The 17900-nt window shown below is 68.5% G+C and carries 14 protein-coding genes; all 14 read left to right on the top strand.

Annotation, left to right across the window (positions count from 1 at the left end; genetic code table 11):
* Nucleotides 1-20: 20 nt before the first annotated feature.
* Nucleotides 21-575, top strand: coding sequence for an NADH-quinone oxidoreductase subunit B family protein (locus ACGFNK_RS27745; protein WP_010041554.1), 555 nt, complete (start codon nucleotides 21-23; stop codon nucleotides 573-575).
* Nucleotides 572-1321, top strand: a complete 750-nt coding sequence (locus ACGFNK_RS27740) for an NADH-quinone oxidoreductase subunit C (protein WP_393420149.1) — start codon at nucleotides 572-574, stop codon at nucleotides 1319-1321. The genes ACGFNK_RS27745 and ACGFNK_RS27740 overlap by 4 nt, the downstream gene beginning before the upstream one ends.
* Nucleotides 1318-2640: an NADH-quinone oxidoreductase subunit D gene (locus tag ACGFNK_RS27735; RefSeq protein ID WP_033319566.1), complete on the top strand. Its 1323-nt coding sequence runs from the start codon at nucleotides 1318-1320 to the stop codon at nucleotides 2638-2640. The genes ACGFNK_RS27740 and ACGFNK_RS27735 overlap by 4 nt, the downstream gene beginning before the upstream one ends.
* 50 nt (nucleotides 2641-2690) lie before the next feature.
* A complete protein-coding gene (nuoE, locus tag ACGFNK_RS27730; protein ID WP_393420407.1) occupies nucleotides 2691-3497 on the top strand; it encodes an NADH-quinone oxidoreductase subunit NuoE in 807 nt (268 codons plus the stop codon).
* Nucleotides 3494-4846, top strand: coding sequence for an NADH-quinone oxidoreductase subunit NuoF (gene nuoF / locus ACGFNK_RS27725; protein ID WP_393420147.1), 1353 nt, complete (start codon nucleotides 3494-3496; stop codon nucleotides 4844-4846). The genes nuoE and nuoF overlap by 4 nt, the downstream gene beginning before the upstream one ends.
* Nucleotides 4843-7347: an NADH-quinone oxidoreductase subunit G gene (locus ACGFNK_RS27720; protein WP_393420145.1), complete on the top strand. Its 2505-nt coding sequence runs from the start codon at nucleotides 4843-4845 to the stop codon at nucleotides 7345-7347. The genes nuoF and ACGFNK_RS27720 overlap by 4 nt, the downstream gene beginning before the upstream one ends.
* Nucleotides 7344-8726, top strand: a complete 1383-nt coding sequence (nuoH, locus tag ACGFNK_RS27715; RefSeq protein WP_393420143.1) for an NADH-quinone oxidoreductase subunit NuoH — start codon at nucleotides 7344-7346, stop codon at nucleotides 8724-8726. The genes ACGFNK_RS27720 and nuoH overlap by 4 nt, the downstream gene beginning before the upstream one ends.
* Nucleotides 8719-9360 carry an NADH-quinone oxidoreductase subunit NuoI gene (nuoI, locus tag ACGFNK_RS27710; RefSeq protein ID WP_393420141.1) on the top strand — a complete coding sequence of 214 codons (642 nt, stop codon included), beginning with the start codon at nucleotides 8719-8721 and terminating at the stop codon, nucleotides 9358-9360. The genes nuoH and nuoI overlap by 8 nt, the downstream gene beginning before the upstream one ends.
* A complete protein-coding gene (locus ACGFNK_RS27705; protein ID WP_393420139.1) occupies nucleotides 9357-10166 on the top strand; it encodes an NADH-quinone oxidoreductase subunit J in 810 nt (269 codons plus the stop codon). The genes nuoI and ACGFNK_RS27705 overlap by 4 nt, the downstream gene beginning before the upstream one ends.
* Complete coding sequence (gene nuoK, locus ACGFNK_RS27700; RefSeq protein ID WP_033319573.1) at nucleotides 10163-10462, top strand: NADH-quinone oxidoreductase subunit NuoK; 300 nt, start codon at nucleotides 10163-10165, stop codon at nucleotides 10460-10462. The genes ACGFNK_RS27705 and nuoK overlap by 4 nt, the downstream gene beginning before the upstream one ends.
* 14 nt (nucleotides 10463-10476) lie before the next feature.
* On the top strand, nucleotides 10477-12423 hold the full coding sequence (gene nuoL, locus ACGFNK_RS27695) for an NADH-quinone oxidoreductase subunit L (RefSeq protein ID WP_393420137.1): 1947 nt from the start codon (nucleotides 10477-10479) through the stop codon (nucleotides 12421-12423).
* Nucleotides 12424-12428: 5 nt separating this feature from the next.
* Nucleotides 12429-14000: an NADH-quinone oxidoreductase subunit M gene (locus ACGFNK_RS27690; protein WP_393420135.1), complete on the top strand. Its 1572-nt coding sequence runs from the start codon at nucleotides 12429-12431 to the stop codon at nucleotides 13998-14000.
* On the top strand, nucleotides 13997-15646 hold the full coding sequence (nuoN, locus tag ACGFNK_RS27685; RefSeq protein ID WP_393420133.1) for an NADH-quinone oxidoreductase subunit NuoN: 1650 nt from the start codon (nucleotides 13997-13999) through the stop codon (nucleotides 15644-15646). Before ACGFNK_RS27690 ends, nuoN begins: the two co-directional genes overlap by 4 nt.
* A 214-nt stretch (nucleotides 15647-15860) precedes the next feature.
* On the top strand, nucleotides 15861-17888 hold the full coding sequence (gene recQ / locus ACGFNK_RS27680; RefSeq protein ID WP_393420131.1) for a DNA helicase RecQ: 2028 nt from the start codon (nucleotides 15861-15863) through the stop codon (nucleotides 17886-17888).
* The last annotated feature ends 12 nt before the right edge of the window (nucleotides 17889-17900 follow it).

Raw genomic sequence — 17900 nt, 5'->3', positions numbered from 1 at the left:
GGACAGAGGAGCCACTGAGCATGGGACTCGAAGAAAAGCTGCCGAGCGGTTTCCTGCTGACCACCGTCGAGCAGGCCGCTGGGTGGGTGCGCAAGTCGTCCGTCTTTCCCGCCACCTTCGGCCTCGCCTGCTGCGCCATCGAGATGATGACGACCGGTGCGGGCCGCTACGACCTGGCGCGCTTCGGCATGGAGGTCTTCCGCGGCTCACCGCGCCAGGCCGACCTGATGATCGTCGCCGGACGTGTCAGCCAGAAGATGGCGCCGGTGCTGCGGCAGGTCTATGACCAGATGCCGAACCCCAAGTGGGTGATCTCCATGGGGGTCTGTGCGTCGTCGGGCGGGATGTTCAACAACTACGCGATCGTGCAGGGCGTCGATCACATCGTCCCTGTCGACATCTATCTGCCCGGCTGTCCGCCACGGCCCGAGATGCTGATGGACGCGATTCTCAAGCTGCACCAGAAGATCCAGACCTCGAAGCTCGGCGTGAACGCCGAGGAGGCGGCCCGCGAGGCGGAGGAAGCGGCGCTCAAGGCGCTCCCCACCATCGAGATGAAGGGCCTGCTGCGGTGAGCGACGCGAACGACAAAGGCAGCAACGGGGTCAACCCCGAGAAGGACCTGGCCGCCTCCAACCTTCCCGGCCAGCGCGGCGACCAGGGCGAGGAGATCCGCGTCCAGCGCGGCATGTTCGGCGCCAACAACGGCGGCGACACCTCCGGCTACGGCGGCCTGGTCCGCTCGGTCCGGCTGCCGGGGCCCGCCACCCGGCCGTACGGCGGCTGGTTCGACGAGGTCGCCGACGAGCTGGAGGGCGCCCTGGAGGAACAGGGACTCGTACCCGAGAACGCCATCGAGAAGACGGTCGTCGACCGCGACGAGATCACCTTCCACATCGAACGCGAGCACCTGGTCCGCGTCGCGCAGACCCTGCGCGACGACCCGGCGCTCCGCTTCGAGCTGTGCACGGGGGTGAGCGGGGTCCACTACCCCGGCGACAAGGGCCGCGAGCTGCACGCCGTCTACCACCTGCGCTCGATCACCCACAACCGGCTGATCCGCCTCGAAGTCAGCGCCCCGGACGGTGAGCCGCACATCCCGTCCCTGGTCTCCGTCTATCCGACGAACGACTGGCACGAGCGCGAGACGTACGACTTCTTCGGCATCGTCTTCGACGGTCACCCGGCCCTGACGCGGATCATGATGCCGGACGACTGGCAGGGCTTCCCGCAGCGCAAGGACTACCCCCTCGGCGGCATCCCCGTCGAGTACAAGGGCGCCCAGATCCCGGCTCCGGACCAGCGGAGGTCCTACTCATGAGCACGCAGTCAGCAGCCGCACGCGAGACCACGGAAGGCACCGTCTACACGGTCACCGGTGGGGACTGGGACGAGGTCGTCCAGACCGCGGCCCGGGCCGACGACGAGCGCATCGTCGTCAACATGGGCCCGCAGCACCCGTCCACCCACGGCGTGCTCCGGCTGATCCTGGAGATCGACGGCGAGACGGTCACCGAGGCCCGCTGCGGAATCGGTTATCTGCACACCGGCATCGAGAAGAACCTCGAGTTCCGTACGTGGACACAGGGCACGACCTTCGTGACGCGCATGGATTACCTGACGTCGTTCTTCAACGAGACCGGGTACTGCCTCGCCGTGGAGAAGCTCCTCGGCATCGAGGACCAGGTCCCCGACCGGGCCTCCATCATCCGCGTGCTCCTGATGGAGCTGAACCGGCTCTCCTCGCACCTGGTGTGCATCGCCACCGGCGGCATGGAACTCGGCGCCACCACGATCATGATCTACGGCTTCCGTGATCGTGAACTCGTTCTCGACATCTACGAGTTGATCACCGGCCTGCGCATGAACCACGCGTACATCCGGCCCGGCGGCCTCGCTCAGGACCTGCCTCCGGGCGCGGTGGACCAGATCCGCGAGTTCGTGAAGAAGATGAGGAAGAACCTTCCCGAGTACGACAAGCTCGCCACCGGGAACCCCGTCTTCAAGGCCCGTATGCAGGACATCGGCTACCTCGACCTGGCCGGCTGCATGGCCCTCGGCGCCACCGGCCCGATCCTCCGCTCGGCCGGCCTCCCGCACGACCTGCGCAAGGCGCAGCCGTACTGCGGCTACGAGACGTACGACTTCGATGTCCCGACCGCCGACACCTGCGACGCGTACGGGCGCTTCCTGATCCGCCTGGAGGAGATGCGCCAGTCGCTGCGGATCATCGAGCAGTGCCTGGACCGGCTGGAGCCCGGTCCGGTCATGGTCGCCGACAAGAAGATCGCCTGGCCCGCACAGCTGGCCCTCGGCCCGGACGGCCTGGGCAACTCCCTCGACCACATCAAGCAGATCATGGGCACCTCCATGGAGTCCCTGATCCACCACTTCAAGCTGGTGACCGAGGGCTTCAGGGTCCCGCCCGGCCAGGCGTACGCCGCCGTCGAGTCGCCCAAGGGCGAACTCGGGGTGCATGCCGTGTCCGACGGCGGCACCCGCCCCTACCGGGTCCACTACCGCGACCCGTCCTTCACCAATCTGCAGGCCATGGCGGCGATGTGCGAGGGCGGCCAGGTCGCCGACGTCATCGTCGCCGTCGCGTCCATCGACCCCGTGATGGGAGGCGTCGACCGGTGACCACCACTCCTTCCGAGCAGGGCGTACAGGCGCAGGGCGTCAGCCTGGGCATGCCCCAACTGCCCGCGCCCGACTACCCGGACGACGTTCGAGCCCGGCTCGAGGCCGACGCGCGCGAAGTCATCGCCCGCTACCCGGACTCCCGGTCCGCCCTCCTGCCGTTGCTGCATCTCGTGCAGTCGGAGGAGGGCCATGTCACGCGCACCGGCATGCAGTTCTGCGCCGACATGCTGGACCTGACGACGGCCGAGGTCACCGCGGTCGCCACCTTCTACACCATGTACCGGCGCAAGCCCTCCGGTGACTACCAGGTGGGCGTCTGCACCAACACCCTGTGCGCGGTGATGGGCGGCGACGCGATCTTCGAGGCCCTCCAGGACCACCTCGGTGTCGGCAACGGCGAGACCACCGACGACGGCAAGGTCACCCTGGAGCACATCGAGTGCAACGCGGCCTGCGACTTCGCCCCGGTCGTGATGGTCAACTGGGAGTTCTTCGACAACCAGACCGTGGACACCGCGAAGCGCCTTGTGGACGACCTGCGCGCGGGTGCACAGGTCGAACCGACGCGCGGCGCCCCCTTGTGCACGTTCAAGGAGACCGCACGGGTCCTGGCCGGCTTCCCCGACGAGCGCCCCGGAGCCGTCGAGGCGGGCGGCAGCGCGGGACCGGCCTCACTGACCGGCCTCCGGCTGGCGAAGGGCGAGATGGCTCCCGCGCGCGTGGTGCACCCGCGGGGCTCCGGTCCGCAGGACCAGCCGCCCGCCGAGCACCTCAGCTCGCATGACGCGCCGCAGCGGACCTCGGCCTCCGACCCCGCGCATCCCGCGGGCCCGGTCTCCGAGGAGGGGGAGTGATGACCTTGGCAGCCGAGATCAAAGACACCGGCCCGGAGAAGCTGCTCGCACCCGTGCTGTCCGCCTTCTGGGACGAGGACAAGTCCTGGACGCTGGACGTGTACCGAAGGCACGAGGGGTACGAGGGGCTGCGCAAGGCCCTCGCCATGTCGCCGGACGACCTCATCGCGTACGTGAAGGACTCCGGTCTGCGCGGACGCGGCGGCGCGGGGTTCCCCACGGGCATGAAGTGGCAGTTCATCCCGCAGGGCGACGGCAAGCCTCACTATCTGGTTGTCAACGCCGACGAATCGGAACCGGGCACCTGCAAGGACATCCCGCTTCTCTTCGCGAACCCGCATAGCCTCATCGAGGGCATCGTGATCGCCTGCTACGCGATCCGGTCTTCGCATGCCTTCATCTATCTGCGCGGTGAAGTTGTCCCCGTGCTGAGGCGGCTGCACGAGGCAGTACGGGAGGCGTATGCGGCGGGATACCTCGGCGAGAACATTCTGGGCAGCGGACTCGACCTCCAGGTCACCGTGCACGCGGGCGCGGGCGCGTACATCTGTGGTGAGGAGACCGCACTGCTCGACTCGCTCGAGGGCCGCCGTGGCCAGCCGCGACTTCGTCCCCCCTTCCCTGCTGTCGCGGGGCTCTACGCGTGCCCGACTGTGGTGAATAACGTCGAGTCGATCGCGTCGGTTCCCGCGATTCTGAACAAGGGAAAGGAATGGTTCAGGTCGATGGGCAGCGAGAAGTCCCCGGGCTTCACGCTCTACTCGCTCAGCGGCCATGTCGCCCGTCCCGGTCAGTACGAGGCGCCGCTCGGCATCACGCTGCGCCAGCTGCTCGACATGAGCGGCGGGATGCGGCCCGGGCACCGGCTCAAGTTCTGGACACCGGGCGGCTCTTCGACCCCGATGTTCACCGACGAGCACCTCGACGTCCCTCTTGACTACGAAGGAGTGGCTGCCGCGGGTTCCATGCTCGGCACAAAAGCGCTCCAGTGCTTCGACGAGACGACGTGTGTCGTGCGGGCGGTGACGCGATGGACGGAGTTCTACGCCCATGAGTCCTGCGGCAAGTGCACGCCCTGCCGCGAAGGGACGTACTGGCTCGTGCAGTTGCTGCGCGACATCGAGGCCGGCAAGGGCGTCATGTCCGACCTCGACAAGCTGAACGACATCGCCGACAACATCAACGGCAAGTCCTTCTGCGCCCTCGGCGACGGCGCCGCCTCGCCGATCTTCTCCTCCCTCAAGTACTTCCGCGAGGAGTACGAGGAGCACATCACCGGCCGGGGCTGCCCCTTCGACCCGGCGAAGTCGACGGCCTGGGCGGACAAGCACACGGAGGTGAACGCATGACTGTGACCACCAGCGCTCCCTCCGGGGGCGGGGAGGCGGCGGTTCCGCCGGAGGATCTCGTCTCGCTGACCATCGACGGCATCGAGATCAGCGTGCCCAAGGGCACCCTGGTCATCCGCGCCGCCGAACAGCTCGGCATCGAGATCCCCCGCTTCTGCGACCACCCGCTCCTCGACCCGGCCGGCGCCTGCCGCCAGTGCATCGTCGAGGTCGAGGGCCAGCGCAAGCCCATGGCGTCCTGCACGATCACCTGCACGGACGGGATGGTCGTCAAGACCCATCTCACCTCTCCTGTCGCCGAGAAGGCGCAGAAGGGTGTGATGGAACTGCTGCTCATCAACCACCCGCTGGACTGCCCGGTCTGTGACAAGGGCGGCGAGTGCCCCCTGCAGAACCAGGCCATGTCGCACGGCAACGCCGAGTCCCGCTTCGAGGGCAAGAAGCGGACGTTCGAGAAGCCCGTCCCGATCTCCCCCCAGGTGCTGCTCGACCGGGAGCGGTGCGTGCTGTGCGCCCGGTGCACCCGGTTCAGCAACCAGGTCGCGGGCGACCCGATGATCGAGCTGCTCGAGCGGGGCGCACTCCAGCAGGTGGGCACGGGCGAGGGCGATCCTTTCGAGTCGTACTTCTCCGGGAACACGATCCAGATCTGCCCGGTGGGCGCGCTGACGTCGGCGGCGTATCGCTTCCGCTCGCGCCCCTTCGACCTTGTCTCGTCGCCTTCGGTGTGCGAGCACTGCTCCGGCGGCTGCGCGACCCGTACCGACCACCGGCGCGGCAAGGTCATGCGGCGGCTCGCGGCTCACGACCCCGAGGTCAACGAGGAGTGGATGTGCGACAAGGGGCGGTTCGGCTTCCGGTACGCGCAGCAGCGGGACCGTCTGACGACGCCACTGGTGCGGGGCGAGTCCGGTGAGCTGGAGCCCGCTTCGTGGCCAGAGGCCCTTTCGGCGGCGGCCGAGGGGCTGTTGGCGGCCCGCTCCAGGACCGGTGTCCTGACCGGGGGCCGGCTCACCGTCGAAGACGCCTACGCGTACAGCAAGTTCGCGCGCGTGGCCCTCGACACGAACGACATCGACTTCCGCGCGCGCGTGCACAGCGGCGAGGAGGCCGAATTCCTGGCCGCCCGGGTCGCCGGACGCGGCCGGAACCTCGACGGCACGGGCGTCACATACACCTCCCTGGAGAAGGCGCCCGCCGTCCTGCTCGTCGGCATCGAGGCCGAGGAGGAGGTGCCCGGCGTCTTCCTGCGGCTGCGCAAGGCATGGCGGGGGCACGGGCAGAAGACGTTCGCGCTCGCCACGCACGCGACCCGCGGACTGGAGAAGGCGGGCGGCACGCTGCTTCCCGCCGCGCCCGGCACCGAGACCGAGTGGCTTGACGCGCTCGCGTCCGGCGTCGGTCTGGAGGGCGACGGCGCGACCGCCTCCGAGGCACTGCGAGCCGAGGGCGCCGTGATCGTCGTAGGTGAGCGGATGGCCGCCGTGGCGGGCGGGCTCACCGCCGCCGTACGGGCCGCCTCCGCGACCGGTGCCGAACTGGTGTGGATCCCGCGCCGGGCCGGGGAGCGCGGCGCCATCGAGGCGGGCGCGCTGCCCTCGCTGCTGCCGGGCGGGCGTCCGGCCACCGACTCGCGCGCGCGGGTCGAGGTGGCCGCGGCCTGGGGAGTCTCCGAACTCCCGCTCCGGGACGGACGTGACACCGGCCAGATCGTCGAGGCCGCCGCGACCGGTGAGCTGGCCGCGCTCGTCGTGGCCGGCGTCGAGGTCGCGGACCTGCCCGATCCGGCACGCGCGCGTGCGGCACTGTCCGAAGTGGGCTTCCTGGTGTCGCTCGAACTGCGCCCCAGTGAGGTCACCGAGCACGCCGATGTCGTACTCCCCGTCGCCGCCGTCGCGGAGAAGGCGGGCACCTTCCTCAACTGGGAGGGCCGGGCACGGTCCTTCGAGGCGGCGCTCAAGCCCGACCAGATGACCCGCCGGCTGGCGCCGGCCGACGCCCGCGTCCTGCAGATGCTCGCGGACGCCATGGACGTACACCTGGGGCTGCCCGATCTGCGCACCGCGCGCGTGGAGCTCGACCGGCTCGGCGCCTGGGACGGGGCGCGGGCCACCGAGCCCATGGAGACAGGAGCCCAACTGCCGCGCCCCGCCGCCGGGGAGGCCGTCCTCGCCGGACACCGGCTGCTGCTCGACCAGGGCCTCCTCCAGGAGGGCGACGAGGCGCTCGCCGGGACCCGGCATGCCGCACTCGCGCGCGTGTCGGCCGCCACGGCAGCCGAGGCCGGCGTCAAGAGCGGCGATGTGCTCGCCGTGACCGGCCCGTCCGGAGTGGTCGAATTCCCGCTGCAGATCACGGAGATGCCCGACCGCGTGGTGTGGCTCCCGCTGAACTCCGCCGGGGGAGGCGTCGCCTCCGACACGGGCGCGATCCCCGGTGACCTCGTCCGCATCGGCCCGGCGACGCTCGCCCCCGAGGCCCCCAAGGAGGTGAAGGCATGACAACTGTGTACCTCGCCGCGGAGGACCTCTCCATGTTCGGCCGCGACCCCTGGTGGCTGGTCGTCATCAAGGCGGTCTTCTGCTTCGCCTTCCTGATGTTGACCGTGCTCTTCTCCATCGTGTGGGAGCGCAAGGTCGTCGCCTGGATGCAGCTGCGCATCGGCCCCAACCGGCACGGCCCCTGGGGCATGCTCCAGTCGCTCGCCGACGGCATGAAGTTGATGCTCAAGGAAGACGTCATCGTCAAGCGCGCGGACAAGGTGGTCTACGTCCTCGCGCCGATCGTCGCGGCCATCCCGGCCTTCATGGCGATCGCGGTGATCCCCTTCGGGCCGGCCGGCAACGAGATCTCGATCTTCGGCCAGCGCACCACGATGCAGCTCACCGACCTGCCGATCGCGATGCTCTACATCCTCGCGGTCGCCTCGGTGGGCATCTACGGGATCGTGCTGGCGGGTTGGAGTTCTGGATCCACCTATCCGCTGCTGGGCGGTCTGCGCTCCTGCGCGCAGATGATCTCGTACGAGATCGCCATGGGCGCCGCCTTCGCTTCGGTGTTCCTGTACTCCGGCTCCATGTCGACGTCGGAGATCGTCGCCCAGCAGCACGACCGCTGGTACATCATCCTGCTGCCGGTGTCGTTCCTGATCTACATCGTGACGATGGTCGGCGAGACCAACCGCGCGCCGTTCGACATGCCGGAGTCCGAGGGCGACCTGGTCGGCGGCTTCAACACCGAGTACTCGTCCATCAAGTTCGCGATGTTCATGCTCGCCGAATACGTGAACATGGTGACGGTCTCGGCGGTCTCCGTGACGCTCTTCCTGGGCGGCTGGCGGGCCCCGTGGCCGGTCAGCACCTTCTGGGAGGGCGCCAACCACGGCTGGTGGCCGATGCTCTGGTTCGTGGTGAAGGTGCAGCTGCTGCTGTTCTTCTTCATCTGGCTGCGCGGCACGCTGCCCCGCGTCCGCTACGACCAGCTGATGAAGCTCGGCTGGAAGGTCCTCATCCCGGTCTCCGTGGTGTGGCTGATGCTCGTGGCGACCGTGCGGACGCTGCGCAACGAGAACTACGGCTTCGCCGACATCGCCCTCTACGTCGGCGGAGCGGTCCTCTTCCTGCTGCTGCTCTCGTTCGTCGTCGACATGTTCCGCGACCGGAAGTCCGCCAAGGAGGCGCAGGAGGCGCCCGCGGAGCCCGTCGCCTTCGACCCGATGGCGGGCGGATTCCCCGTACCACCGCTGCCGGGACAGGCCCTGCCACCGGTGCCGAGGCGACGCCCGCGCCGGGAGCGGGAGTTGATTGTCAGTGGTGGGGTCGATACTGCCAGTGACGGATCTGATGGATCTCGTGACGGAAAGGAGGCGTCCGATGGCTGATGAGCAGAAGGAGACCAAACCCGGTTTCCAGAACCCCGTCGCAGGCTTCGGCGTGACCTTCAAGGCCATGTTCAAGAAGCGGCTGACCGAGCAGTACCCCGAACAGAAGAAGACCACCGCTCCGCGATTCCACGGCCGGCACCAGCTCAACCGCCATCCGGACGGCCTGGAGAAGTGCATCGGCTGCGAGCTGTGCGCCTGGGCCTGCCCGGCGGACGCGATCTATGTGGAGGGCGCGGACAACACCGAGGAGGAGCGCTACTCCCCGGGCGAGCGGTACGGCCGCGTCTACCAGATCAACTACGCCCGCTGCATCCTGTGCGGGCTGTGCATCGAGGCGTGCCCCACGCGCGCGCTGACGATGACGAACGAGTTCGAGTTGGCCGACAGCAGCCGTGCCAACCTCATCTACACCAAGGAGCAGCTGCTCGCCGGCCTCGAAGAGGGCATGGTCGACAGCCCGCACTCGATCTTCCCCGGGACGGAAGAGCAGGACTACTACCGGGGTCTGGTCACTGAGGCTGCGCCGGGTACGGAGCGTCAGGTGGCCCTCTCCAAGGGAGAGGTGCCGCAGGAGGCCGCCTCGACCTTCGGCGCGGACGAGCCGGCGTCGGAAAAGGTGATCGGCCGATGATGGATCTCGCCGCCTACACCACCTCCACCGGAGAGGCCTTCCAGTTCTGGGTCCTCGGCACCATCGCGGTGATCGGCGCCCTGTGCACCGTCTTCATGAAGAGGGCCGTGCACAGCGCCCTCTGCCTCGCCGGGACCATGATCATCCTGGCGGTGTTCTACCTCGCCAACGGCGCCTATTTCCTGGGCGTCGTGCAGATCGTCGTCTACACCGGCGCGATCATGATGCTGTTCCTCTTCGTGGTCATGCTCGTCGGCGTCACCGCCGCCGACTCACTGAAGGAGACCATCAAGGGGCAGCGCTGGCTTGCCCTCCTGTGCGGCCTCGGCTTCGGCATCCTGCTCTGCGCGGGAATCGGCAACGCGTCGCTGAACGAGTTCAACGGCCTCGGCCAGGCCAACGCCGGTGGCAACGTGGACGGTCTCGCCGCCCTCATCTTCACGAAGTACGTCTTCGCCTTCGAGCTCACCGGCGCCCTGCTCATCACGGCTGCCGTCGGCGCCATGGTGCTCACGCACCGGGAGCGCACCGAGCGGGCCAAGACCCAGCGCGAGATGGCCGAGGAGCGCGTACGGGAAGGCAAGCAGCTCCCGCCGCTGCCCGCCCCCGGCGTCTATGCCCGGCACAACGCGGTGGACATCGCGGGCCTCCTCCCGGACGGCACGCCGTCCGAGCTCACCGTCAGCAAGACGCTGCGCTCGCGCGGCCAGATCCGCGATGTGTCCAACGAGGCGATCAACGATCTCAAGGCGCTGGAGCAGCGCGCCGGAGAACGGCTCGGCCGTGAAGAGGAGGCCGCGAAGTGAATCCCGTCAACTACCTCTACCTCGCCGCCCTCTTGTTCACGATCGGCGCCTCCGGAGTCCTGATCAGGCGGAACGCGATCGTGGTGTTCATGTGCGTCGAGCTCATGCTCAACGCCTGCAACCTCGCGCTCGTGGCCTTCTCCCGGATGCACGGCAATCTCGACGGCCAGATCATCGCCTTCTTCACGATGGTCGTCGCCGCCGCGGAGGTCGTGGTCGGGCTCGCGATCATCGTGTCCCTGTTCCGTTCCCGCCACTCGGCCTCGGTCGACGACGCCAGCCTGATGAAGCTCTGAGGGGTCGCTGAATCGTGGAGAACCTGATTGCGCTGCTGGTAGCGGCGCCTCTGCTCGGAGCGGCCGTACTGCTGTGCGGTGGCCGACGGCTCGATGCCGTCGGCCACTGGATCGGCACCGTCCTCGCGGCCGCCTCCTTCGTGATCGGCGCGATCCTCTTCGCCGACATGCTCGGGAAGGGCGCGGAAGAACGGGAGATGGTCCAGCACCTGTTCAGCTGGGTCCCCGTAGAGGGCTTCCAGGCCGACGTCGCCTTCCAGCTCGACCAGCTGTCGATGACGTTCGTGCTGCTGATCAGCGGCGTCGGCTCGCTTATCCACGTGTACTCGATCGGGTACATGGAGCACGACGAGCGGCGCCGCCGCTTCTTCGGCTATCTGAACCTGTTCCTCGCGGCGATGCTGCTGCTCGTCCTCGCCGACAACTACCTGCTGCTGTACGTCGGCTGGGAGGGCGTCGGTCTCGCCTCGTACCTGCTGATCGGCTTCTGGCAGCACAAGCCCAGCGCCGCGACCGCCGCGAAGAAGGCCTTCCTGGTCAACCGCGTCGGCGACATGGGCCTCTCCATCGCGATCATGCTGATGTTCGCCTGGTTCGGCACCTTCGCCTTCGAGCCGGTGCTGGAGGTGGCGGGCGAGACGAGCGAGGGCAAGCTCACCGCCATCGGCCTGATGCTGCTGCTCGCCGCCTGCGGCAAGTCCGCCCAGGTGCCGCTGCAGTCCTGGCTCGGGGACGCGATGGAGGGCCCGACCCCGGTCTCGGCCCTCATCCACGCCGCGACGATGGTGACCGCGGGCGTGTACCTGATCGTCCGCTCCGGCGCGATCTTCAACGGGGCGCCGGACGCCCAGCTGGCCGTCACCGTCGTCGGCGCCGTCACGCTCCTGTTCGGTGCGATCGTCGGTTGTGCGAAGGACGACATCAAGAAGGCGCTGGCCGGCTCGACCATGTCGCAGATCGGCTACATGATCCTCGCCGCGGGCCTCGGCCCCGTCGGCTACATCTTCGCGATCATGCACCTGGTGACGCACGGCTTCTTCAAGGCCGGGCTCTTCCTCGGCGCCGGTTCGGTCATGCACGGCATGAACGACGAGGTCGACATGAGGAAGTACGGCGGCCTCAGGAAGTACATGCCGGTCACCTTCGTCACCTTCGGTCTCGGCTACCTCGCCATCATCGGTTTCCCCGGTCTGTCCGGCTTCTTCTCCAAGGACAAGATCATCGAGGCTGCCTTCGCCAAGGGCGGCACCGAGGGCTGGATCCTCGGAGGCGTGGCCCTCCTTGGCGCGGCCATCACCGCGTACTACATGACGCGCGTGATGCTGATGACGTTCTTCGGAGAGGAGCGCTGGCGGCATGCTCCGACGCCGTCCCCGGCCGAGCCGAGCGTGGAGCCGGCTGCCGAGACAGGCGGCGCACACGCCGAGCCGCATCCGCACGAGTCCCCGAAGTCCATGACGATCCCCATGATCGTGCTCGCCTTCGGGTCGGTGTTCGCGGGAGCGTTCTTCAGCATCGGCGACCGGTTCGTCCACTGGCTGGAACCCGTGACTCACCATTCCCACGGCAACCCGCCGGTCAGCGCCCTGACGGTCACCCTCTCCACGATGGTCGTCCTCGTCATCGGCGCCGGGCTCGCCTACGCCCAGTACGGGCGCCGTCCCGTGCCCGTCGTCGCCCCGCGCGGCTCCCTGCTCACCCGGGCCGCCCGGCGTGACCTCCTCCAGGACGACTTCAACCACGTCGTCCTCGTACGCGGCGGAGAGCACCTCACACGCTCCCTGGTGTACGTCGACCACAGCCTGGTCGACGGGGTCGTCAACGGCACAGCGGCCTCGATGGGCGGCCTCTCCGGACGGCTGCGCAGGCTGCAGAACGGCTTCGCGCGCTCGTACGCGGTCTCGATGTTCGGCGGTGCGGCGGTCCTCATCGCCGCGACCCTGCTGATGAGGGCGGTCTGATACCGATGTCCTTTCCACTGCTGACAGCGACGGCGGCGCTCCCGGCCCTCGGGGCGATCGCCACGGCCGCAGTGCCGGCCGCGCGCCGCACCGCCGCCAAGTGGCTGGCGCTGCTGGTCTCGCTCGCCACCCTGGTACTCGCCGTGGTGGTCCTGGTCCGCTTCGAGCCCGGTGGCGACCGCTACCAACTCACCGAATCCCACGCCTGGATCGCGGACTTCGGGGTGCGCTACGAGCTGGGTGTGGACGGCATCGGGGTGGCGCTGATCGCGCTGACCGCGCTGCTGATCCCGTTCGTGATCCTCGCGGGCTGGCACGATGCCGACCCGCTGGAGACCCGCAGCAGCCGCTGGCGTCCGACACAGGGCTTCTTCGCCCTGATCCTCGCCGTCGAGGCGATGGTGATCCTCTCCTTCGAGGCCACCGACGTCTTCCTCTTCTACATCTTCTTCGAAGCCATGCTCATCCCGATGTACTTCCTCATCGGCGGCTTCGGAGACCGCGCCCACGCGGGCACGGACGAGAACGCGGCAGCCCAACGCTCGTACGCCGCCGTGAAGTTCCTCCTCTACAACCTGGTCGGCGGCCTGATCATGCTGGCCGCCGTGATCGGCCTCTACGTAGTGGCCGGAAACTTCTCGCTCCAGGAGATCGCCGAGGCCCGGGCGAACGGCACGCTGGACATGGCGACCAGCACCGAACGCTGGCTCTTCCTGGGCTTCTTCTTCGCGTTCGCCGTGAAGGCACCCCTGTGGCCGCTGCACACCTGGCTGCCGAACGCCATGGGGGAGGCCACCGCCCCGGTCGCCGTACTGATCACGGCGGTCGTCGACAAGGTCGGCACCTTCGCGATGCTGCGCTTCTGCCTCCAGCTCTTCCCGGAGGCATCGAAGTGGGCGACGCCGGTCATCCTCGTACTCGCCCTGATCAGCATCGTCTACGGAGCGCTGCTCGCGGTCGGGCAGCGTGACATCAAGCGGCTGGTGGCGTACGCGTCGATCTCGCACTTCGGGTTCATCATCATGGGCATCTTCGCGATGACCAGCCAGGGCCAGTCGGGCGCGACGCTCTACATGGTCAACCACGGGATCTCGACCGCCGCCCTGATGCTGGTCGCCGGCTTCCTGATCTCGCGGCGCGGCTCGCGGCTGATCGCCGACTACGGAGGAGTGCAGAAAGTCGCCCCGGTGCTCGCCGGCACCTTCCTGATCGGCGGCCTCGCGACTCTCTCGCTGCCCGGTCTCGCGCCGTTCGTGAGTGAATTCCTGGTCCTGGTCGGCACGTTCACGCGCTATCCGGTGATCGGGATCATCGCCACCTTCGGCATCGTCCTCGCCGCGCTCTACACCCTCGTCCTCTACCAGAGGACGATGACGGGCCCGGTGAAGCCCGAGGTCTCGACCATGCCCGACCTGAAGGTGCGGGAACTCGTGGTCGTCACCCCGCTGATCGCCCTGTTGATCTTCCTGGGCGTCTTCCCGAAGCCGATCACCGACATCATCAACCCAGCGGTCGAGCACACCATGTCCGACGTACAGAAGCAGGACCCCGAGCCTGAGGTGGAGGCGGCCAAGTGAGCGCAACAGCCGTCCACAGCCTGTGGACAATGGCGGCCGATCCGATCGAGAAGATCGACGCGCCCAAGATCGAATACGGGCAGTTGTCGCCCACCCTGATCGTCATCGGCGCGGCGATCATCGGCGTGCTCATCGAGGCGTTCGTGCCGCGCAAGTCCCGTTACTACGCCCAGGTGTTCTTGTCCGTTGTCTCGCTCGCCGCCGCCTTCGCCGCGGTCATCGCGCTTGCGGCCAGCGGATACGGCACCACGAAGGCCGGCATCGTGGCGATGGGTGCCATCGCGGTCGACGGGCCGGCGCTCTTCCTGCAGGGCACGATCCTGCTGGCCGGTCTGCTCGGCGTGTTCACCTTCGCCGAACGGCGGCTCGACCCCGTGGCACACGGTAACCAGGTCGACTCGTTCGCCGCGCAGGCCGCCTCCGTGCCGGGCAGCGACAGCGAAAAGGCCGCGGTGAAGGCCGGGTTCACCACCACCGAGGTCTTCCCGCTGCTCCTCTTCGCCATCGGCGGAATGCTCCTCTTCCCGTCCGCCAACGACCTGCTGACGCTGTTCATCGCCCTGGAAGTCTTCTCACTGCCGCTCTACCTGCTGTGCGCCGTGGCCCGCCGCAAGCGGATCATGTCGCAGGAGGCGGCGGTCAAGTACTTCCTGCTCGGCGCCTTCGCCTCCGCGTTCACGCTCTTCGGCATCGCCCTGCTGTACGGCTACGCGGGCTCGGTGTCGTACGCGACGATCGCGCAGGTCGTCGACGGCTCGATCGAGAACGTCACCCCGGCGCTCGCCGAGACCATGGGCAACGACGCGCTGCTGCTCATCGGCGCCGCGATGCTCGTCATGGGCCTGCTGTTCAAGGTGGGAGCGGTGCCGTTCCACATGTGGACCCCGGACGTGTACCAAGGCGCGCCGACACCGGTGACCGGCTTCATGGCCGCCGCCACCAAGGTGGCCGCCTTCGGGGCGCTGCTGCGTCTGCTGTACGTGGTGCTGCCGGGCCTGAGCTGGGACTGGCGGCCGGTGATGTGGGCCGTCGCGATCGTCACCATGCTGGGCGGCGCGATCGTCGCGATCACCCAGACCGACATCAAGCGGCTCCTGGCGTACTCGTCGATCGCGCACGCGGGCTTCATCCTCGCCGGTGTCATCGCGACCTCGGCTGACGGCATCTCGTCCGTGCTCTTCTACCTGGCGGCGTACTCCTTCGTCACGATCGGCGCGTTCGCGGTCGTGACCCTGGTGCGGGACGCGGGCGGCGAGGCCACGCATCTGTCCAAGTGGGCGGGGCTCGGGCGGCGTTCGCCCCTGGTGGCGGCGGTGTTCGCGGTCTTCCTGCTGGCCTTCGCAGGCATTCCGCTCACCTCCGGCTTCGCCGGGAAGTTCGCCGTGTTCAAGGCGGCGGCGGAAGGCGGCGCGGGCGCGATCGTCGTGGTCGGTGTGATCTCGTCGGCCATCGCGGCGTTCTTCTACATCCGCGTGATCGTGCTCATGTTCTTCAGCGAGCCGAAGCCGGAGGGACCGACGGTGGCCGTGCCGTCACCGCTGACGATGACGGCGATCGCGTTCGGTGTGGTCGTCACGCTGGTACTCGGTGTGGCGCCGCAGTACTTCCTGGATCTGGCAGGGCAGGCGGGGGTGTTCGTGCGCTGACGTGCGCACCCGCGCATCGGGCCCCGGTTCCCTTCGCGGAAGCCGGGGCCTTGTGCGTGTCCGCCGAGAGTCGACGGGTGCCATCGAAGGCAGCCTGTGGATAACTCTGAGGCTGTCGGTGGTGGCCCCTATCGTGGACGCAGTGGTCGAGGCATGACGTGCGACGGGGGACAGAGCAATGAGCGGGTTGGGCGGGACAGGCGGGACGGGTGTGATGACCGAAGAGGACAGGGCCGCAGGGCTTGCCGGGCAGGCCGTGGGGCTCGGCGAGAGCAGGGCCGCAGGGCTCGCGGAGAGCGAGGTGCTGGGCACGCTCCGCCGTGTCTTCGGGTACGAGGCGTTCCGCGGTGAGCAGGAAGCGGTCATCGAGCATGTGGTGGTCGGCGGCGACGCCGTGGTCCTCATGCCGACGGGCGGCGGCAAGTCGCTCTGTTACCAGATCCCCTCCCTGGTCAGACCCGGTACGGGTGTAGTGGTCTCCCCTCTGATCGCGCTGATGCAGGACCAGGTGGACGCGCTGCGGGCGCTCGGCGTGCGCGCCGGGTTCATGAACTCCACGCAGGACTTCGACGAGCGGCGCGTGGTCGAGGCCGAGTTCCTGGCGGGCGAGCTCGATCTGCTCTACCTCGCCCCGGAGCGGCTGCGCCTGGAGTCCACGCTCGACCTGCTCGCCCGCGGCAAGATCTCGGTCTTCGCGATCGACGAGGCGCACTGCGTGTCCCAGTGGGGCCATGACTTCCGCCCCGACTATCTGGCGCTCTCACTGCTGGGCGAGCGCTGGCCCGACGTACCGCGGATCGCACTGACCGCGACGGCCACGCACGCGACGCACCAGGAGATCACGCAGCGCCTGGGCATGCCGGACGCCCGCCATTTCGTGGCGAGCTTCGACCGCCCCAACATCCAGTACCGCATCGTGCCGAAGGCCGACCCCAAGAAGCAGCTGCTGTCCTTCCTGAAGGAGGAGCACGCGGGCGACGCCGGCATCGTGTACTGCTTGTCGCGCAACTCCGTGGAGAAGACGGCCGAGTTCCTCTGCCGCAACGGCATCGAGGCGGTGCCCTACCACGCGGGCCTGGACGCGGGCACACGCGCGGCTCACCAGTCGCGGTTCCTGCGGGAGGAGGGCCTGGTCGTCTGCGCCACCATCGCCTTCGGTATGGGCATCGACAAGCCGGACGTACGGTTCGTCGCCCATCTCGACCTGCCGAAGTCGGTCGAGGGCTATTACCAGGAGACGGGGCGCGCGGGCCGCGACGGACTGCCGTCCACGGCCTGGATGGCGTATGGCCTGAACGACGTCATACAGCAGCGCAAGCTGATTCAGTCAGGTGAGGGCGACGCCGCGTTCCAGCGCCGGGCCGCGGCGCACCTCGACGCGATGCTCGCGCTGTGCGAGACCGCCCAGTGCCGCCGGACCCAACTGCTCGCCTACTTCGGTCAGGACGCCGAGACCGCAGCGTGTGGGAACTGCGACACGTGCCTCGTCCCGCCCGAGACCTGGGACGGCACGGTGGCGGCCCAGAAGGTGCTGTCCGCAGTGGTGCGGTTGCAGCGTGAGCGGGGGCAGAAGTTCGGGGCGGTCCAGATCATCGACATTCTGCTCGGGCGCAAAACCGCGAGGGTCATACAGTTCGACCACGACCAGCTGTCCGTGTTCGGCATCGGCGAGGAGCTGTCCGAGGGCGAATGGCGTGGTGTCGTTCGGCAGTTGCTGGCGCAGGGGCTGCTCGCGGTCGAAGGCGAGTACGGGACGCTGGTGCTGACCGAGGCGAGCGGGACGGTGCTGCGGCGTGAGCGGGAGGTGCCGCTGCGCAAGGAGCCGAAGAAGCCGGTGACCGCGAAGTCGGCGTCGTCCAGGGGCGAGCGCAAGCCCAAGGCCGTGGCGGTCGACCTGCCCGAGGAGCTGGTCCCCGCCTTTGAGGCTCTGCGCGCTTGGCGTGCCGCGCAGGCCAAGGAGCAGGGGGTTCCGGCGTACGTCATCTTCCACGACGCGACACTTCGGGAGATCGCCACGGTGGGGCCCACATCCATCGTGGAGTTGGGCGGGATCAGCGGGGTGGGCGAGAAGAAGCTCGCGACATATGGGGACGGGGTGCTCGGGGTGCTTGCCTCCTTGGCTCCGGGTTCGCCGGTGTCACCGGCTCCCGCGGCCGAGGGCGGGGACTCGGGGGTGCGGGAGCCGGATCCGGAGGACTGGGGCGAGCCCGATGAGCCGGACGGGCGGGACGACTGGATATAGAGGCCGGGTGGG

This window comes from Streptomyces sp. NPDC048825 (genome assembly GCF_043198355.1).
GTDB lineage: Bacteria > Actinomycetota > Actinomycetes > Streptomycetales > Streptomycetaceae > Streptomyces > Streptomyces xiangluensis.
Note: the sequence above shows the minus strand (reverse complement) of the source record. Positions and strands in the feature narration are given on the sequence as shown.